We start from the raw sequence: 19,302 nt of genomic DNA on the forward strand, positions 1-19,302 counted from the left end.
TATTGCAAAACTTACAAGGACATCATCGCGGCGCAACATTAACAATTGCCTAAAACACAATTTCACGGCTGCGGTTGAGCAAGGTTGTATCAAACGCCCAATCTATACCCGCAAAAGAAACGCCATAGTATCTGTTCCATCGGCATAATCTGCAATGCCGGGCATTTGTGTTTGCCCGAAAGCTACCGTTCGGCTGAATAATCGGTTGTCGTGAGCGGCTACGCATTGCAGTTTATCGGCTTGTGCAGCCAATAGTTGCATCACCTCTTCGCGGCTGCGATAGTATTGGTAATAAATAACAGACATTGGCGATGCCAAGGCCTCATTTTCATTTAATAATACAAATCCGCTATCTAAATGTGGCACGCGATTGACCAAAAAGATGGATTTCTGATAATCGTAATTGTTGCGGTATTTGTGATTGTCCACCAAGTCGGCCAGTTTTTCGGTCTGTTGTAAAAAAGGAGTAAAATCGTAGTCTTCGGGAACAAACAATTTGGCAATGCTGCGGCAACCCAAACCGAAATACAGCATGGCATCGTATGCCAAACCTGCCAGTTCCTCCGGTGTTTCCGACCCATCGAGCACCGCTGCCGACACGCGATTCTGACGGATAATGTGCGGATATTTACCGAAGTAATACTGGAAGTAACGGGATGAATTGTCGCTGCCCGTAGCAATAATGGCATCTGCGGCTTTCAACTGCTCTGTCCATTGCACGCGCTCGCGCAGTTCAGGCGCCATTTCAAACAGCATTTCGGCCAGTTGCGGCAAAAGGAAATTGTCTTGCGAACTCATCTTCGCCGCTAACCGATGCCCGCTGAGCAACACACAAAGGAAGTCGTGAAAACCGGCCAGCGGGATATTACCGGCCATAATCACACCAATGGTTTTGGGCTGTGCAACAGGCAAATCGTAGGCGGCCAGCCATTGGCGCAGTGCGTCGGGCGCTAACATGTGGGCAATACCGTCCAGCGCTTGACGCACGTGCGAGGCAATAAACCAACTGTTGCGGGCAGCAGCTCCGTTGCAAAGCCTTTCCAACTCATCCTCAGGCAGTTGCCGTAAACGTTGCCCCAGTGCAATAAACGCCTCTGCTACTTGTTGATGCGACATCATTTGTTGAATTATTTAGAGGCGCAAAAGTCTTAATTTTGTTACGCAATAAAAAATGAATCTCCCTATGTATCCATCAGAAGTCATTTTGGAAGAACAAGGCCTGCGCGACGGCTTACAGGTTGAAAGCACGCTGCTGCCCACCGAAAAAAAGGTTGAACTCATTCACCGCCTGATGGATGCAGGGCTGAAACGGATTCAGGTCGGTTCCTTTGTCAATCCGAAACTGGTGCCGCAAATGGCCGATACAGCGGCTGTTTTTGCCGCCATACAGCAACGCCCCGATGTATCGCTGAATGCACTGGTACTCAATACGAAGGGCGTTGAGCGCGCCGTAGAAGCAGGTTTTACGCATGTAGCGGCCTCTATTTCTGCCAGCGACACGCACAGTCGCAAAAATGCCAACAAAAGCCTTGAAGAGGCTATGACAGAGTTTGAGAGCATGGTGCGCACTGCCAAAGCCGCCGGTATGCGTGTTCGCGGCGGATTGCAATGTGCCTTTGGCTGCCGCTATGAGGGTGAAATCCCTGCACAGCGAGTATTAGACCTCAGCAAACGACATTTAGACTTGGGTATTGACGAAATAGCGCTTGCTGACAGTACAGGTATGGGCAATCCGCGCCAGATGGAAGAACTGATGGGACAAATTGTTGAGATGGCCGGCCATGTGCCCGTAATGCTGCATCTCCATGATACCGAAGGCAAAGGACTTGCCAACGTAGTCGCTGCCATGCGCGTAGGCGTGCGGCATTTTGATACGGCCTTTGGAGGGCTGGGCGGCTGTCCGTTCATCAAAGGTGCTACGGGCAATATCGCCACCGAAGATACAGCTTATATGCTGGAAGAAATGGATATCCGCACAGGCATTGACATCGCTGCCATTGTTGCCATCACCCGCGAGATGGAAGAAATTTTAGGCAAAAAACTGCCGGGCAAAATAAAAAATGTATTGGGATAGTGGCCGTATCAGGCAAGCAACACACCTATTGAACGGCAACTTTCGGAATCGCAGTTTCGGATTTTGTATTTTTTATATTTAAACCTGACAGATATAAAAGATCTGTCAGGTTTAAGCGACCTTTTTTTCAGCAATTTACAAAAAAAATTTTCACAAAACCTTCTGCACTTTTGTATAAATCCGCCGACAGAGACTGTTTTCCCGCATCTCTGTCAGCGGAAGCAGATGCCTATCTACTTATTAATCAATCGTTTCAAAGCCTGTGTAGGGCACCAGAGCTTTGGGTATGCGGATACCTTCACCTGCTTTTTGGTTGTTTTCCAAAATAGCAGCTACAATACGCGGGAATGCCAGTGCACTGCCGTTGAGCGTATGTAACAATTGCGTTTTATTGTTTTCGTCGCGGTAGCGCAGTTTGAGGCGGTTGGCCTGATAGGTTTCAAAGTTGCTGACCGAACTCACCTCTAACCAGCGTTGCTGAGCGGCTGAATACACTTCAAAGTCATAGGTCAGGGCGGAGGTGAAGCCCATATCGCCGCCGCAAAGCCGCAGAATACGGAACGGCAATTCCAGCGCCATCAGCAGGCTTTTTACATGCTCACACATTTCTTGCAAGGTTTCGTAAGACTTTTCAGGAGTCTGCACTTGCACAATTTCAACCTTTTCAAACTGATGTAAGCGGTTCAGCCCGCGAACGTGCGCCCCCCACGAACCGGCCTCGCGGCGAAAACATGGCGTAAAACCCACGTTTTTGATGGGCAAATCTTCCTTGCGCAGAATAATATCGCGGTACAGGTTGGTGATGGGCACCTCGGCAGTCGGAATCAGGTACAGGCCATCGGCTGTAACATGGTACATCTGCCCTTCTTTGTCGGGCAGTTGCCCTGTGCCGTAGCCCGAAGCCTCGTTTACTACCACCGGAGGCTGTATTTCGTGGTAGCCCGCATCATTGGCGCGGTCTAAAAAGAAGTTCATCAGCGCACGCTGCAATCTTGCACCTTTGCCCTTGTAAACGGGAAAACCGGCGCCACTGATTTTATTGCCCAAATCAAAGTCAATAATATCAAATTTTTTAATCAACTCCCAGTGCGGCAGTGCGGCATCGTCCAGCGTCGGAATAGTACCGTGTTGGAAAACCACCTCGTTATCGTCGGCAGAGCGGCCGTGCGGCACACTTTCATGCGGTATGTTAGGGATGGCATATAACTGACGGGTCAGTTGTTCTTCCAACGCTGTCATTTTTTCCGACAACTCCTTAGAAGCCGTTTTCAAACCTGCCGTTTCGGCTTTGGCAGCCTCGGCCTCAGCCTTTTTGCCTTCTTTCATCATTGCGCCAATTTCTTTGGAAAGCGCATTGATGCGGGCATTTACCTTGTCTAACTCGGCCTGTGTTTGCTTGCGGGCATCGTCGGTGGCAAGCACCTCGGCAATTACCTGTTCCGCATTGGGGAAGTTGCGCTTGCCAAGCCCGGCAATCGCTTTGTCGGTGTGTTCACGAAGAAACGTTACTTGTAACATAAATTGAGCGTTTATATTTTCATCAAGCCTTAGGCTGAAATTTTTGGCAAATGTTCTATGATATCGTCAAAAGCAATATCAAAATGAGAGGCATTGTAAATACACTCGCCCCGATAAATCAGCAGTACCTGCGGCGACTCATGCCAAACGCCGAAATCCTGTGCAATTTGGTTAGAAATGGGTCTGTAAGCAATCAAATCCAAAAAATAAGGCACAAGCCCTTTGGCGCGGTCATCGTCCCAGTGGCGCTCTAAACGACTCAGCGCCGCTGCACTGATAGAGCAACGGGTGCTGTGCTTAAAAATAAGAACCGGCTGCTGATGGGATGCCTGCTTGGCGGCTTCCAAATCGGCGGCAGAGTGGATAGTGTTCCATTTCATGGCAATAACAGATAATCGGCAAAGTTAGAGGGAAATACTGACGGGAAAAAACTATCTGCCATAGAAAACCAACGGAGAACCCATGAAAAGCGGAGATTCGGTTGCCGTATAAAACCCTTTACTGTCATCTGCCCATGCGATGGCCTCCCCTTGCAACTCGGGCAGATATCTGATGCTACGCGGTTGCGTTTGCAACAGTTCGGCCAGTGGTTGCCTCAGGTTGCGGCGTTTCCAATACAAAATTTGTTGATAATTTTTTACAACCACCTCTGTCCCGTCGGGCGATAAGGAAGCAGCCGTTACCATATTAAAGGGTAACTCGCCGCGAAAAGAAAGAACGGCGCACCTATTTTGCAGCGGGAACAAAGATGTGCTGTAAATCCGCGACTTGTGTTCCCGCTTCGTAATGATTATTAATTCGTTATGTGCCGCATCAATTAGCATGGCCTCGGCATCTCTTGCCCCATCGGCATAAGTCAGTTTCAGGGTTGCAATCTGTCGGCGCGGTATTTGCCCAATTTGACCGCTTTGTATCGCCATCGGTTCGGGCAATATGTGCACGCTGATATGCTTGCGGCTTGCATGGTTGTCGCCAATATCTCCTACAAAAAGTTGCGGCTGCCTGTCTTCTCCCAATCGCGCAGCAGCCAATTCCTCCCAATCGTAAGCTGATACTTTTTGCAGCCGAAACAAAGCCTGTAACCTGCCCATGCTGTCTATCAGATAGATAAAACTATCGTCGCCACTGTCGTTGTGTATCCAAAAGCTGCCCTTGTGTCCTACGGCCGCTGCCATGCCCGATATTTCGCGCAGTTCGGGGGCAGCAATATAGCCTTTCACTTGCGGCACACCGAACGACGACTCCATAGGAAAAAGCATCTGAGGCGTTGAGCCACACGCCTGATACATCCAGATAAGCCACAACAGCACCGTCAGTACCTGACCTATGCGCATCATGGTACGTAAAACGCAATTATGTTTCATTTAGACTTAGAATCGCTCCAAATTATATGACAATGGAAACATTTTTTGCCACAAAAGCATTATATTAGCGTATCTAAACGTCAGAAAGTTCATGAAAACCTCAATAACAGCAAAAACTTCGCTCAATCCGGAAGTTGAAAGCAAACTGAATAAGCAAGTGCGTATGGAAGGTATTTCTGCCTTCTACTACCTCTCCATGGCCTCTTGGTGCGAAAACAGAGGCTTTGTAAATGCGGCAGAGTTCCTGTATGACCATTTTGAAGAAGAAAAAATGCACATGCTTAAACTCATGCGCTATATCAACGAAGCCGGCGGCCATGCCATTGCACCGGAAATCACCAATTTGCGCTATGAGTACGGCAGTTTCCGCGAAGTATTCGACCAAATTCTGGAACATGAAATTGCGGTAAGCCGTGCCATCAACAACTTGGCAGATTTCTGCTTTAAAGAAAAAGATTTCGCTTCGTTCCAGTTTCTGCAATGGTACGTTGCCGAACAGCGCGAAGAAGAGTCTGTGGCACGTCGGTTGGTAGAACTGTTCGATATCATCGGAGAAGAAGGTCAAGGCATCTGGCTGATTGACCAAGAAATCGGTAAAATGTTGCAGCAGATTAAAGCCGAGCGCGCTGCCGAAGGCGAAGAAGCGGCGTAATCTCATCTGCCATTACATAAAAAACCTGACAAGCCATAATGGTTGGTCAGGTTTTTCATTTATACATGAATTAGAGGAGTCGCTAAGCCCGTCAAATTTTAACTGCCTGTTGTTCAAAAATAACTTACACTTTTGCATACATGCAGTTAAGGGAACCCCAACATGCCTGAGATATCCCCTGAAATATTTTGCGCAATTTATTTGAAAATAAAAAATCTTCCGCGTTGCTCGTTGCTTTACTCTTCCAACAAATCGGGGCGGCGGGCTTTGGTACGCTCCAACGATTGCTGAAAACGCCACTCGGCAATGTTGGCTTCATGCCCGCTGAGCAAAATATCAGGCACTTTCCAGCCTTCAAAGTCTGCGGGACGTGTATAGACAGGAGGTGCGAGTAAATTGTCCTGAAAAGAGTCGGTAAGGGCTGAAGTTTCATCGGAAAGCACACCTGGCAACAATCGCACTACCGCATCGGCAACCACTGCGGCTGCCAACTCACCACCCGAAAGTACAAAATCGCCAATGGAGAGTTCCATTGTGATGAAATGTTCGCGCACCCGCTCATCTACGCCCTTGTAGTGCCCGCAGAGGATAATAATATTTTGAAGCAACGATAATTTATTGGCTATTCGCTGCTCGAATCGCTTGCCATCGGGTGTCATGTAGATAATTTCATCATACTTCCGCTCTGCCTGTAACTTGCGAATACATTTGGCTATCGGTTCAATCATCATAACCATACCTGCACCGCCACCAAACTGATAATCATCTATCTGGCGGGCTTTATTGTTTGAATAGTCGCGGAGGTCGTGTACAACCACTTCAACCAATCCTTTATTTTGTGCACGCTGCATGATGGATTGGTAAATAAAGCTATCCAGCATTTTAGGCAGGCCGGTAATAATATCAATTCGCATGGCAATCAGGGTTCAAGATAAATATCTATCAAGCCTTCGGGCAAATTAGTAAACATTGTTTTGGTTGCATGGTCTACCTTAACAATAAAATCATCGTTTACAGGCATCATTACTTCCGTGCCGTTGTGGTCTATGGCGATGAGGTCTTGCCCGGGCATGGTATAAACTACCTTCACCTTGCCAATAGCTCCCTGTATGGCATCCTGTACCTGATAGCCAATGATTTCATGGTAATAAAACTGCCCTTCCTTGAGCTTGGGCAACTGACTTAACGGCAAATACAAAGTCTTGCTTTTCAGTTCATTAGCCTTTTCAATAGAATCAACGCCCTCAAACTTGACGGTTATTTTTTTGTCCATAAACTCCAGCCACTCTATTTCGTATGGCACGAGCGTACCCTTCACATCCACAAGTACGGCTTTCAACTCCGCATAGGGTTGCACATCGTCCACATCAAAAACAGCGGAGAGTTCACCTGCCAGCCCGTGGGGCTTGGTGATATAACCCAACTCAAAGCAATCTGATTTCTTCATGAGGTTCTGAATATTTTATTGAAAAACCCTTAGGACTACGGAAATCCTAAGGGTTTGCGTGTACTTATCGGATAAGTGAACAATTACTCGGCTGCAGGAGCATCTTCCGCAGCGGTTTCTACTTCGGCTGCAGGTGCAGCAGCAGCAGCGGCTTGCTTTTGACGAATAGCTTCGGCACGAGCTTCTTTCACTTTGGCTTCGGCAGCCAGTTTGGCTTTCTTGTCAGCCTCTTTGCCGGATTTCAGGCGCTCAACCTTAGCTTGAATCTGAGCTTCTTTGCCTTTAATCCACTCGCTGTAGCGTGCATCGGCCTGCTCTTGGGTCAAAGCACCCTTGTTTACACCTACTTGCAGGTGCTTACGCATCAATACGCCTTTGTAAGACAAAATGCGACGGGCTGTATCGGTAGGTTGCGCACCGTTAAACAACCACTGCAAAGCCTTATCGTTGTTCAGTTCGATGGTTGCAGGGTTGGTGTTAGGGTTGTAAATACCGATTTTTTCGATGAAACGACCATCGCGAGGTGAGCGGGCATCAGCCACTACAATGTCATAAATCGCTAATTTTTTGCGGCCGCGACGAGCCAGACGAATTTTAACTGCCATTTTATAATTTTGTTTTATCCCTTGCAGAACACGTCCGCAGGATTTTCGCCACAAAAGTAGCATATTCCAACAAAATACACAAGCATAATATTTACCCCTATGAGTTCTTCCGACAAACCTGCCAAGCCATCGCATCCCTTTAAGCAACTGGTAATACAAGCCGCAATTGCATTTGTGATAGCATGGGCTTTACATTTTTTTGTATTTGAGCTGACCTCCATGCGCAGCTCTGCCATGGAGCCTACTCTGTCAAAAGAAGATTTTTTGCTCGTCAGCAAGTTGCACTACGGCCCCCGAACACCTGCCACATGGCTCAAAATTCCGCTAACAGAGCCGTTCGTTGGCGACAGCATCCCGACTTTTCTTCCATGGTTTCAAGCGCCTATATTCAGGCTGCCGGGTTTTGGCAATATAGAACGCGGCGATGTAATTTATTTTAACCATCCGCGCAAGCCGGAGAACTTACCGGCTGACATGCGCGTCAAATTTTTGGGGCGCTGCATCGGACTACCGGGCGATTCGGTTCGGATTGAACGTTTGCAAACAGCTCATTATCAAGAGGATACCACCCAAAGACTGTATCAATATTGGGTATTGATAGACCATGAAAAGCCTGTTGATTGGCTGATAGAACGCGGTTTTCAAAACATCAGCCAACTCAAAGATTTTTGCTTGATTAACTGCACGCCCGCGCAGGCAGCAGCCTTGATGAAACACACTGCCGTTCTTAGCGTGCAAAAAGCCGTTACACCGCGTGGTGAAGATACAGAAAACACATTTCCCTTTCACCGTTTTTTTGAGTGGAACAAAGCATTTCTGGGGCCGCTATGGGTGCCTCGCAAAGGCGCAACCATAGCGGTAAATGACAGTACGCTGGCGTTGTATGACTGGCTGTTGGAGTACGAACAAGGCGATGCTATCACGTTTTCGGGAACGGGTTATGAACTCGGGCAGGAAAGAAAGGCTTTGCTTGCCGGAAAGCCCATCAACCAATATACTTTCCGACAAAACTATTATTTTGTACTGAACGATAACCGCGGTTATGCGGAAGACGATTCGCGCCGATTCGGATTCGTTCCTGAATCAATGGTGATTGGCAAGGCTTGGCTTTTGCTACTTTCCTCCAACAACATTTACGATTCAAGCACCTCGGGTATGCGCTTTTTTAAAATTATCAGGTAGCAGTATTGCCCACAAAGCTCTTTCTGTCTAAAAATGCCCGTATTTCCTCTACCGAAAATCGGTCGTTCAGATGAGTGGCATATTTTAACTCCCTGATAATCAGCTTTTCATCTAAAAGAAACTCCGCCGGAATGGTATTAATAGACTCGCCGTCGGGCATGGCGTGAACAGGCAGGTTATTAAGTTTGGCCTTTACTGCCATCTGAATAAAACTCGTCAGATGGCTGTAAAGCGACTTGCGCGCCGATTCTTCCAGCCCGTAAATGCCATACCAAACCTTTTCAGGGTCGGCGATGATGGGGATGGGTGAAACGCCTTTGTGAAAACTGCTGTTGAGGATGGTTTTCTCCTTTGACTCAAAAAAGAAAATCATTTCCAGATTTTTTGAGAGAAACTCCTCGCGGTACTTTTGGAGCGTATACACACGCATGTTGCAAAACGGACAACCGGTATGTCGGAAAAAAGCAATCAGCACGCGTTTGCCTTCATAAGAAGCGAGGTCAATGGTGCGCCCGAAAACATCTTTCAAAGTAAATCGGGGCGCCGAAACGTTAAGAGATAATCGCATAGGGTTTGAGTAAATATACCACTCCTTATAAACGGCAGGGAGGATGGATTGGTTTTCATCGTAAAATCGCAGGGGTTTACAATATGTTTTTTTATAAATCATTGAAAATCAAAATACTAAACCCGACAGGTTTTGAGAACCTGTCGGGTTTTTTGTATAAAATCTACCGAATTTGTGCGGTGTGGTTGGTGCATGTTGCTGTTTAAAACTTCACGCTTACCTGCGCAAGGAAATTCGTTCCTGCCTGCGGAAAATAGAAGTTTTCATAGGTAGGCCGGCCACCGCTGATATAGCCGGAAGTATAGCCGTTATTTTCGTACAAATGATTGAAAATATTATTTACCAGCAGCCCCAAACCTATTTCACTGCAAAATTTCGGGCGAATGGCGTAACTCATGCGCAAATCGTTGGTAAAAAACGCATCTAAACTGCGGCTCAATTGCTGCGTATTGTCCAAATACTGGCGGCTCACGTACTTGGTCAGCAAAGAGATTTGCAGGTCTTTGGCAGGTGCAAAGTGCAACTGAGAAGCTGCAACAACGGCAGGAGAAAAGGCTATGTCGGTGTTTTTGTGTTCAACGGATACTTGCCCGCCATTGTCGTAATTATCTAAAAACTCGGTAAATGAACGGATTTTATTGCGGCTAAACGCTGCATTGCCTTCCCATTTCAATTTTTTGTTGATTTGCCAAGCAGCCACCAATTCAATACCTGCACGGTAGCTGTCGGGAATGTTTTGGCGAATGTAGCCGCCTACGTCGTTTACGCTGCCCGTCAGCACTAATTGGTCTTTGTAGTACATGTAAAACAAATTGGCATTAAACGCCCAACTGCCTACACTGCCGCTGTAACCTGCCTCTATGTTGTGGAGTTGCTCGGGGCGTGGGCGACTTGTCGGGCTGCTTTCCGTGTAATCGCGGCGGTTGGGCTCGCGATGGCCGACAGCATAGGAAGCATACCACTCGGAGGAACCTTGCAGGTAACGCACACCTGCTTTGGGATTGAAAAACAGCAGGTTAGCATTTTGAGTAACGTTTTCTAAACGGTTATCGTAGCCCAAAAAGTCGTAGTTGATACGGCGCAGTTGCAAATCGCCAAACACAAACAGACCGTCTGCGAGTTGGTAGTTGGCACGGGCATAGGCGTTGATATCGTCCTTGACTGCGTCGTTGTCGTAATAGCGATGACGGATGTTACTGTTGCCCGCAAAACGCGCCCAAATTACTTCGCCAAAATGCTTGCCCGAGTAGCGGTTGGCAGCACCGCCAAACTGAAAATCCAGCACGGGTGCATCGGCACGCAGTTGCGGGCTTTGGTAGCTCAGTTGCCAAGTGAGCCCGTAGAAGTGGTTGTCTAACCAACGGCGGCGGATGAGGTCGCTGCGTGTAATTGTCTGATTTCCAATTTGCACAGGGGCTATCTGATAGCGTGAGAGGCGGTCGTTGGGGCGGTATTGTTCATAATAGCCGCGTCCGCGCGTGTAGTGCAGGGTAGATTTCCAGCTCCAGCCATTGCCGATGTCGGTTTGCCAAATGAGTTGATAGTGGTCTTGCTGATAGTTGTCGGTTTCATTGTCATAGGTTTGCGAATTAAATCGGCGGTTGCCTTTGCGCAATTCCTCCTCGGGAACGCCGTACCACGCCTGATACGTCTGCTCTTTACCGCTCCATACATTGGCCGTAATGTTGCCTTTTTTGGTCAGATAAACACCTGACAAATAAAACGATTTCAGGTCGGAAAAGGCACGGTCTATAAAGCCATCGGAGGTGATTTTGGACAGCCGCCCCATCATTTTGAAACGATTGTTAATCAGCCCCGAATGAACGACCACATTGTGCCGCCACGTATTGAACGAACCGTATCCGTTGGTAATTTCCGCAGAGGCTTTATCCTCCGGCGCAAGTGTGGTAATATTCACGCTCGCACCGAAAGCTCCCGCCCCGTTTACGGACGTACCTACGCCACGCTGAATCTGAATTTGAGACACAGAACTTGCAAAATCGGGCATATTGACCCACCAAACGCCCTGCGATTCGGCATCGTTGAGCGGCACATCGTTAATGGTAACGTTGATGCGGGTAGGGTCGCTGCCGCGAATACGCATTCCTGTATAACCGATACCTGCCCCGGCATCGGAAGTAGTAACCATGGAAGGCGTAAAATTGAGCAGGATGGGTAAATCTTGCCCCAAATTTTGCGGCGCAAGGTCTTTCTTGTCCACAAGGGTTTTGGTAATCGGATAGAGGCGCGTACCGAATACGTCCACCTCCTTGCTCCACAAGGCAGTAGCGACAAGGCGAATATCCAACATTACATCTTGCTGTAAATCAATGCGTTGTTCGTAGCTCCGATAACCTACAAACGACACTTGCAGCGTGTACGAACCGGCAGGCAAAGCGGAGAAACTGAACTTGCCTTGCTCGTCGGCGGCAACACCCTTGCCCGTTTCTTTCAGCACGACAGATGCGCCGGCAAGCGCTGCGGCATCATCGGCAGCCGAAATTTTACCCGAAATACTGAATTGTGCCCATGCAATTGCATGGAAGATTGCCAAAAAGGCAGTTAAAAGGTACTTTTTCATAGTTCCGTCAGTGTTTAAGTGGTACAAAAACCCGACGGTGTTCTGTGGGGGAAGAAGGCGACTACATGCAGAACAAATGCAGTCTTTTGGTCAGATGTAAACTCCCTACGCAGGCATTACCCCGGTCAGGTTATACGGGTATCATCTCAGCCTCCTTGCCAGTGGCACAGGAAACACCCCGGTGAGCCAATTGCTCGCTGCAAAGTTAATGTATGCGATTGCGTGTTTACAAGAGGGAGCTATGTTTTTGAGCGAACATTTCGTTATTTCGCAGTGCTGAAAACCGATTGCATCTTGACTGCCAAGCTGAAAATATTACTCGCCATTATTGTTTTGGAATTAGCCGCACTGGGCTTTTGGTTTTATCAACACGGCACCGGTACGCCTGCCAATGCTTCTGTCGGCGAAAATTATTTTACCCTCACCGATACCGCCGGCATAGACCGCATCGTATTGGGTAAAAACACGTTCAAGTTGTCCAATGGCGAATGGCAACTCAATGAGCGCTATCAGGCAGACAAGCCGCTGCTGCGCGAACTTTTTATGCTGTTGCGCAAAGTGGAAGTGCAACAACTCATCACGGGCGCAGAAGGCGAATCGCTCCGCAAAGACCTTGAAAATCAGGGACAAACTGTTGAGTTGTGGCGCGGCAACCAACAGGTACTGTCTTTTAAAGTATTCGGCTTCAAGGGCAATGCCTATGCTATAGCCAAAAACAGCAAAGCACCGGCCGCCCTGTATATCCCCGGCTACAGCCTCAATATTTACGAGGCACTTACCTTGCCCGAAGGCGAATGGCGCAATAAAAACTTAGTCAGTACAGGCTGGTTAGGCATCCGAAGCCTGCGCATACGCTATTCCGAAACACCTGACCAAAACATTGATATTCGCCGCGACAACGAATTTTACAAAGTAGCAGGGGTGCAACAGCTTGATTCTGCTATGCTCTATCGCTACATAGAATCCTATCGCGGCTTTCGCGTCTATTCGTTTGTAGATAATCCCTCTCTTCGAGACTCGCTCCGCCGCCTGATTCCTTTCTGTGAAATGGAAATAGAAACACTCAACGGCAACAGCGGCATTAACGTATATGCAGGCAGAAGCGGCATGTATGGCATCACACAACCTGCCAATGAGTTGGTGCAATTAGAACCGCGCTATTTCGCCCGATTCCTTGTCCGTCGCAAAGATTTTGAACGCTAAAATAGCTACATCTCAAAAATGTGCTAATTTTGACAATTGATAACGTGAAAGCCATTCTAATAACAGCCATATGAAGTTCATTATATCCTCTACTGCTTTACTGAAACAAATTTCCGCACTGAGCGGCGTTATTGTCAGCAACCCCGTTGTACCTATTTTAGAAAACTTCCTCTTTGAAATCAAAGATAACACGCTGACAATCACCGCTTCCGACTTGCAAACTTCTATGGTGGCAGAAATGAGCGTGGAGTCTGAAATGAATGGCAGCATTGCCGTTCCGGCAAAGATGCTGGCAGATACACTGCGCAACCTACCCGAGCAGCCTGTAACCTTCACCATCAATCCGGATACTTATATTATTGAACTCAATTCGGAAAACGGCCACTATAAACTGGCAGGAGAAAATGCAGCCGACTTTCCGCGTGTGCCCGAAGCCAAAAATGCGGAAACCGTTGAACTGACAGCCGAAGTATTGTCAAGTGCCATTGCTTACACCCTGTTTGCAACCAGCACCGACGAAATGAAACCGAACATGAACGGCGTTTATATCAACTTGCGCAATACCGATGCAACTTTCGTTTCTACCGACAGCCATCGTTTGGTTCGCTACCGCCGTTTTGATGTAAGTTCGCCTACCGAGGTAGCGGTTATTATCCCTCGCAAGGCACTTGGTTTGCTGAAAAATACGCTGCCTTCGGACAATACGCCGCTGCAATTGGCTTTGAGTAAGTCAAATGCCTTTATTTCATTTGCCAATATTCGCATGGTTTGCCGCCTGATTGACGAGCGATTCCCCGATTACGAATACGTAATTCCGGTAAACAATGACAAAGTGCTTGAAATAGACCGCGCCGAGCTGCTTGGCTCATTGAAGCGCATCGCCATTTACGCCAATAAATCAACCAATCAGGTTCGCCTCAAAATCAACCCCGACAGCTTGGAAGTATATGCCGAAGACATTGACTTTTCTAACGAAGGGGAGGAAAAACTGCCATGCGTCTATGAAGGCGAAACCATGGAAATAGGTTTCAATGCCAAGTTTTTGATTGAAGGTTTGAGCAACCTGAACTCCAAAAAAGTAGTTTTCAAGCTGTCCGAACCCAACCGCGCAGGTCTGCTTGCTCCTGAAACTACCGATGAAAGCGAGGATATCCTCATGCTCATCATGCCTGTTATGCTGAACAGCTATTATTAATCTGCTGATGGTCAGAGTCCTCTTTGTTTGCTTAGGCAATATTTGCCGTTCGCCACTGGCGGAAGGAGTGTTTGCTCATTTGGTCAAGGAAGCAGACTTGGCTCACCGCTTTGCCTGTGACTCCGCCGGAACAAGCGATTATCACATCGGAGCTTTGCCCGACCGACGCGCCCGAAAAGTCGCCGAAGACAACGGTATAACACTGCCCAGTCGTGCACGTCAGTTGGCCGCCGACGATTTTTACAGGTTTGAATACATTCTGGCAATGGACAGAAACAACCTGCACAACATCATACGCCTGAAAGAGCGCGTAGCCCCCGACAGCGCTGCCAAGGTGATGTTGCTGCGCGAGTTTGACACCGAAAAGGACGAACTTTTGGAGGTAGATGACCCTTTCTATGGCTACATGAAGGATTTTGTTACCTGCTTTCACACCGTTCGCCGCAGTGCCGAATCTTTATTAGCTTACTTGCAAGAAAATCACTGATACAATGAAAGACTACTTTTTGCGCCTTTATACCTACAATCACTGGGCAAACGACCGCTATTTCCAACTGTTTGACCGCCAAAGTGAGATTCCCGACAGGGTTCATTTGCTCATGAGCCATGTGTTGGTTGCACAAAAGTTGTGGCTTTCGCGAATCAAGGGCAACCCCGATTTGTCGCTTCATATCTGGAAACCGCTGCCCATAGATGAATTGAAGGCCATGGCGGTTGAAAATACGAAAAACTGGCTAGCTTACCTCAGCGAGTCTGACCAGAGCGAGTTTGACCGCATGATGAGCTATCAAAACTTCCAGAAAATAGATTACACCAATCGGGTATCCGATATTATCATCCATACAGCCAATCATGCCACCTATCACCGCGCGCAGTTTGCCGTAATGTTCCGCCAGATTGGCATAGACCCGCCCAATACCGATTTTATCACTTTCGCCCGTGAGTTTTCGGGGGAGTTGAATTTGGATTAAGGAGATTTTTATACAAAAGCGTAAACAGTTTGCAAAAAATATTTTGCGTAAACTATTCAAAAGCAAATTTTTAAACCTGACAGGTCTTAGAAACCTGTCAGGTTTATTTATAAATAAAAGCGACATCCTTTTATAAGGAAAAATGGCGCTTTCTTATGCACAAAATCCGACTTCAAACAGTTATTTTTTAGCAGCTTACATAAATATTTTTTGCAAGCGACTTTTTAGACCACTAATAGGGACGATTCATTTTACTTACTCAACACCTCTACCATGCGAATCATCTCAGCGATTTGTTCGTTTTTGTGCTTGAAAGTTTCTTTGAACGGTGTGTATTTAATCCGTCCGTTCACAATACCAACCATGATACCGGCCTTTCCGCTCAGCAGCGCCTCAACGGCAGCTAATCCCATGCGGCTGGCTATTACCCTGTCCACAGCGGATGGAGCGCCACCGCGCTGAATATGCCCCAAGGTAGAAACGCGGATATCCAAATCGGGAATTTCCTTTTTTACTTTCTGGGCTATCTCTGTTGCATTGCCCGGTTGCTTGCCTTCGGCTACTACCACAATGTAAGAACGCTTGGTTCGCCCCCAACCGATTTTGAGTTTTTCTATAATCTCGTCTAAACTGTTAGGCTTTTCGGGGATGATGGCCATCTCGGCACCGCCACCAATGGCAGAACGCAAGGCAATATAGCCCGAATCGCGCCCCATCACTTCAATGAAAAACACGCGGTCGTGAGAATCCGCCGTGTCGCGAATTTTATCTATCGCATTCAAGGCTGTATTAACGGCTGTATCAAACCCGATGGTAAAGTCTGTTCCATACAAGTCGTTATCAATAGTGCCCGGTGCCCCGACAGTAGGGATACCATACTCTTCGTAAAAAATTTGTGCACCCGTGAAAGTACCGTTGCCGCCGATAGCCACCAATCCCTCAATATTATGTGCTTTCAGTTGCTCGTAGGCTTTCTGGCGACCTTCTTTGGTGCGAAACTCTACACTTCGTGCCGATTTGAGGATGGTTCCGGCACGCTGGATGATATTGCTGACCGACTGAGACGTAAGTGGCTGAATATCACCATTAATCATACCATTATAACCACGGTAGATACCGAATACATTGACATCGTGATGCAATGCACCTCTGACAACCGCACGAATACATGCGTTCATACCAGGAGCGTCTCCACCTGATGTGAAGACGGCAATATTTTTCATTACGGGAGTACCTATCACGTTACTGTTAGAGATGATGGAGGGCAAATTTCAGAAAATTCTTTCGCTTATTTAATAGGTTTGCCCGATTTTGTTGTTTGATTGCCAAAAATTAAAAAAGCGAAAGCGATTATTAATAAATCTGCAAAAAACACCTATTGCCATCCGATTTATTGCAAGCGACGAATATCATCCCACAAGCGACGCATAATGTTGCGCTCCTGCGGGTCATATACCCAGTAGTTATCAAACTGTTCCACTACCTGCAAGTTGGGTTTTTGCGAAAGCGTAAGGCTATGGAATTTTGTGCCCCGCGATTGTTCTTTTCGGATACGCCGCAGTAAATCCTCCCTGATATCAAACATAACAAAGTCCGAAACCATCATTACGTCGGCATCTTTGTAGTCGGCGGTTTGCAGCACATTCAGCGCCTCCGAAAGTGCGGGTGTGATGTCTGTGCCGCCGTCAAAAGACATACACAGAAAATCAACAATTTTATCTATACTGTCGGCGATATTCAGCAGATTGATAGTTTTAATACCAATAGAAAAAGAAATCAGGTAGCATTTGCGCTGCTCTTTGGCAGCCATTTTCATGATAGCGAAGCACAGCACTTTGGCTATTTGCGAAGGCAACCCCTCCATACTTCCGCTGGTGTCTATGCAAAGGATAAAAGGCCCTTTCTCTTTGCGCTTCTCGCGGCGATGGGTGGTAAAGGAGACCTTGTCGCTGTGCACAAGGCTGCGCCCCTGAAACTGGTAACTGAGCAGGCTTTTATCGGCATACTTTTGCAAAAAGAGTGCTTCCGTTGCCTGATTGCCAAGCAAAGCCAGCTCGGATGGCAGCAGATTTTGCAGGTCGTCGCTTTCGCGCAGGCCGCCTATCTCGGCTTTTAGTCGCAAGTCGGTTTTCCACTCCTTGCGGACAATTACCTCGCGGAAAATTTCTTCTTCCACTTCGGTTTGTGCCTCACGCATACGCCCCAGCAGGTCGGCAAGTTCCTGAACGGCCTTTTCGTTGGCAAGCAATTGCTGGTAATGGTCTAATACATTGAAGCCTTTGTCTTTCCACAGGCCGCGGCTCATATCCCAAAAGTGGCTGACTTCCATCGCAAACGGATTAATCAAGGTCATCAGTTTGTGAAACTCCTCCACCTTTTTGTTGAGCAGCTCGGTAAATTCCTCTTGCGCCTTGTCCATTTCCTCCATGTAGTATTGCAGATTTTTGGCCGAAAGAAGGGCATTCCACTGTGCCAACAGGTCATCAATCAGCACATCTAACGGCGATTTTTCTTCGGGCAGGTTTTGCGGCGACAAGCGGCGGGCATTCTGTAATATGTTATTATCGGCAAGCAAGGTTTTAAATTTGGTTGCGTAAAAGTCCTTGTCAAGCTCTTCCCGCGTGTAATTATTCGCCAAAAAATTGATAAGCACATACCATGTATCTACCCACAGGTGCGTAGGTTTATGGCTCCACGCCTCAAACATGTCATTTTCTTGCTGGTAAGGATTTTTAGCGGCAATTTTTTTATCCGCATCACGCATCCATTTCAATACATCATGGATGATTTGCTCGGTAAGCGGTCGGTTATCGCTGCAAACTTTTTGGATGAGATTAAAGCCCAGCATTTTATCAAGTGCCTTTTGCAGGTAGTCAAAATACTTGCTTTGCTGATTTTGCAAGAGGCTTTGCAGGCGATAATCGCTGATGGTACTGCCTGAAAGACGTGCATGAATATAGTGGACTAAAAATATACGTACCGGTTTATCGAATACATTTCCAAATTCGATAAAGCTGCTGAATTCCTGCTCAAGTTCATAGGCGGTCATGCTTGTAAAACCGCCGCAAACGTGATTTGTTTAGGGTAAAATCATCAGAGTTGTTTTATTTTCCGATTGACTATTTTTTCTTCCAAACAAAACACACAAAATTGTTCGGTGATGTTCCTGCCGTCGGGGTAACGGGTTGGGGGGATAGGGTTGTAATTCGCATAATGCAATAGCACTTTTAGCCCCATTGCCTCATGGCAATAAAAAAACAGTGGCAGTACGCATAATGCAACTGCCACTGTTAAAAAAATTAATCTAATCCAAAGTTCTCGATTACTGCTTCACTAATTTCTCCGTCCAAACTTGGCCGTCTGCCTGACGGATTTGCAGCAGATATACGCCGCCCGCCATGTGGCTCAGGTCAATGGTTTCGTTCATACGGCGACCGCTGATGCTCTGGCGGCTGATAACGCGCCCTTGCATATCGCTGATGACTACTTCGGCTTGGCCATCCACTGCCTGACGACCTTGCAGGGTAAACATACCATTACCCGGGTTAGGATAAACCTTGAAGCCCATTTTTGCCTCTGCTGACGCAGACTCTTCTGCCTCTACTCTACCGTTGGCCGATACGTAGCGTTCGGCTGTGAAGTTACAGTTACCTACCTGTACGGTCAGGCGATACCAACCGGGGATAGCAGCATCCACTACCTGAGTTGTACCTATCGGCTGACCATCGCGTGTCCATGTATTACCTGCGGCAATCGGTGAACGCAAGGTGCGTGTGCCAGTTGCCGAGATACCCTCACCAATACCTAATAGTTGCGTAGCTGACACCAATTGGAAACTTGCCGCAGACGGGATGCCGATGATAGTGCCTTCGGCTGTTGCTACGTCAATGCGCACGCGGTAAGTACCCACAGGCAAATTGTGGGTCTGAGAGCTTACCAAGA

General features: G+C 47.4%; 19 protein-coding genes and 1 riboswitch. Of the genes, 7 read left to right on the forward strand and 12 right to left on the reverse strand.

Features of this window, described 5'->3' with window-relative positions:
• Positions 1-102: 102 nt before the first annotated feature.
• Positions 103-1,119, reverse strand: a complete 1,017-nt coding sequence (locus NDK19_RS04185) for an acyl-CoA reductase (protein WP_250630580.1) — start codon at positions 1,117-1,119, stop codon at positions 103-105.
• A gap of 64 nt (positions 1,120-1,183) precedes the next feature.
• Here NDK19_RS04185 and NDK19_RS04190 point away from each other — a divergent pair, with 64 nt between their 5' ends.
• Entirely contained in the window at positions 1,184-2,074 is an 891-nt protein-coding gene (locus NDK19_RS04190) for a hydroxymethylglutaryl-CoA lyase (RefSeq protein ID WP_250630581.1), read from the forward strand.
• 240 nt (positions 2,075-2,314) lie between these two features.
• Here NDK19_RS04190 and serS read toward each other — a convergent pair whose 3' ends face one another.
• The 3 genes from serS to NDK19_RS04205 are packed head-to-tail and all read right to left on the reverse strand — an operon-like array spanning position 2,315 to position 4,929.
• Positions 2,315-3,592, reverse strand: coding sequence for a serine--tRNA ligase (serS, locus tag NDK19_RS04195; RefSeq protein ID WP_250630582.1), 1,278 nt, complete (start codon positions 3,590-3,592; stop codon positions 2,315-2,317).
• Between the two features lie 29 nt (positions 3,593-3,621).
• Entirely contained in the window at positions 3,622-3,972 is a 351-nt protein-coding gene (gene ytxJ / locus NDK19_RS04200) for a bacillithiol system redox-active protein YtxJ (RefSeq protein WP_250630583.1), read from the reverse strand.
• Positions 3,973-4,023: 51 nt separating this feature from the next.
• On the reverse strand, positions 4,024-4,929 hold the full coding sequence (locus NDK19_RS04205; RefSeq protein ID WP_250630584.1) for a hypothetical protein: 906 nt from the start codon (positions 4,927-4,929) through the stop codon (positions 4,024-4,026).
• 118 nt (positions 4,930-5,047) lie between these two features.
• Between NDK19_RS04205 and NDK19_RS04210 the strand changes: the two genes are divergently transcribed.
• Positions 5,048-5,608, forward strand: a complete 561-nt coding sequence (locus NDK19_RS04210) for a ferritin (protein ID WP_250630585.1) — start codon at positions 5,048-5,050, stop codon at positions 5,606-5,608.
• A gap of 236 nt (positions 5,609-5,844) precedes the next feature.
• Here the strand turns inward: NDK19_RS04210 and trmD are convergent, their stop codons facing one another.
• From trmD to NDK19_RS04225, 3 genes are all read right to left on the reverse strand, one after another.
• A complete protein-coding gene (trmD, locus tag NDK19_RS04215; protein ID WP_250630586.1) occupies positions 5,845-6,522 on the reverse strand; it encodes a tRNA (guanosine(37)-N1)-methyltransferase TrmD in 678 nt (225 codons plus the stop codon).
• 5 nt (positions 6,523-6,527) lie between these two features.
• Complete coding sequence (gene rimM / locus NDK19_RS04220; protein ID WP_250630587.1) at positions 6,528-7,055, reverse strand: ribosome maturation factor RimM; 528 nt, start codon at positions 7,053-7,055, stop codon at positions 6,528-6,530.
• A gap of 83 nt (positions 7,056-7,138) precedes the next feature.
• The gene (locus NDK19_RS04225; protein ID WP_250630588.1) at positions 7,139-7,660 is read right to left on the reverse strand and encodes a 30S ribosomal protein S16; all 522 of its coding nucleotides are present in this window, start codon (positions 7,658-7,660) and stop codon (positions 7,139-7,141) included.
• A gap of 99 nt (positions 7,661-7,759) precedes the next feature.
• On the opposite strand from NDK19_RS04225, the gene lepB reads away from it, so the two are divergent.
• A complete protein-coding gene (gene lepB / locus NDK19_RS04230; RefSeq protein ID WP_250630589.1) occupies positions 7,760-8,842 on the forward strand; it encodes a signal peptidase I in 1,083 nt (360 codons plus the stop codon).
• On the opposite strand, the gene NDK19_RS04235 is transcribed toward lepB, so the two are convergent.
• Both NDK19_RS04235 and NDK19_RS04240 read right to left on the reverse strand, forming a co-directional pair.
• Positions 8,835-9,410, reverse strand: coding sequence for a redoxin domain-containing protein (locus tag NDK19_RS04235; protein WP_250630590.1), 576 nt, complete (start codon positions 9,408-9,410; stop codon positions 8,835-8,837). The genes lepB and NDK19_RS04235 overlap by 8 nt on opposite strands.
• 202 nt (positions 9,411-9,612) lie before the next feature.
• A complete protein-coding gene (locus NDK19_RS04240; RefSeq protein WP_250630591.1) occupies positions 9,613-11,991 on the reverse strand; it encodes a TonB-dependent receptor in 2,379 nt (792 codons plus the stop codon).
• A gap of 85 nt (positions 11,992-12,076) precedes the next feature.
• Positions 12,077-12,182, reverse strand: a riboswitch (TPP riboswitch).
• Positions 12,183-12,285: 103 nt separating this feature from the next.
• On the opposite strand from NDK19_RS04240, the gene NDK19_RS04245 reads away from it, so the two are divergent.
• The 4 genes from NDK19_RS04245 (at position 12,286) to NDK19_RS04260 (ending at position 15,360) form a co-directional block, all read left to right on the forward strand.
• Positions 12,286-13,194, forward strand: a complete 909-nt coding sequence (locus NDK19_RS04245; RefSeq protein WP_250630592.1) for a hypothetical protein — start codon at positions 12,286-12,288, stop codon at positions 13,192-13,194.
• A gap of 70 nt (positions 13,195-13,264) precedes the next feature.
• Entirely contained in the window at positions 13,265-14,389 is a 1,125-nt protein-coding gene (gene dnaN / locus NDK19_RS04250; RefSeq protein ID WP_250630593.1) for a DNA polymerase III subunit beta, read from the forward strand.
• Positions 14,390-14,396: 7 nt separating this feature from the next.
• On the forward strand, positions 14,397-14,876 hold the full coding sequence (locus NDK19_RS04255; RefSeq protein ID WP_250630594.1) for a low molecular weight protein-tyrosine-phosphatase: 480 nt from the start codon (positions 14,397-14,399) through the stop codon (positions 14,874-14,876).
• A 4-nt stretch (positions 14,877-14,880) separates the two neighbouring features.
• Entirely contained in the window at positions 14,881-15,360 is a 480-nt protein-coding gene (locus NDK19_RS04260; protein WP_250630595.1) for a DinB family protein, read from the forward strand.
• A 251-nt stretch (positions 15,361-15,611) separates the two neighbouring features.
• Here the strand turns inward: NDK19_RS04260 and pfkA are convergent, their stop codons facing one another.
• The 3 genes from pfkA to NDK19_RS04275 form a co-directional block, all read right to left on the reverse strand.
• The gene (gene pfkA / locus NDK19_RS04265) at positions 15,612-16,583 is read right to left on the reverse strand and encodes a 6-phosphofructokinase (RefSeq protein ID WP_250630611.1); all 972 of its coding nucleotides are present in this window, start codon (positions 16,581-16,583) and stop codon (positions 15,612-15,614) included.
• Between the two features lie 167 nt (positions 16,584-16,750).
• Positions 16,751-18,409 carry a VWA domain-containing protein gene (locus NDK19_RS04270; RefSeq protein ID WP_250630596.1) on the reverse strand — a complete coding sequence of 553 codons (1,659 nt, stop codon included), beginning with the start codon at positions 18,407-18,409 and terminating at the stop codon, positions 16,751-16,753.
• Between the two features lie 273 nt (positions 18,410-18,682).
• Positions 18,683-19,302 (reverse strand): T9SS type A sorting domain-containing protein (locus NDK19_RS04275; protein ID WP_250630597.1); only part of this gene is annotated, 620 nt, incomplete at its 5' end.

The sequence above is a fragment of the Rhodoflexus caldus genome (assembly GCF_021206925.1).
In the GTDB taxonomy this organism is placed as follows: Bacteria; Bacteroidota; Bacteroidia; order Cytophagales; family Thermoflexibacteraceae; genus Rhodoflexus; species Rhodoflexus caldus.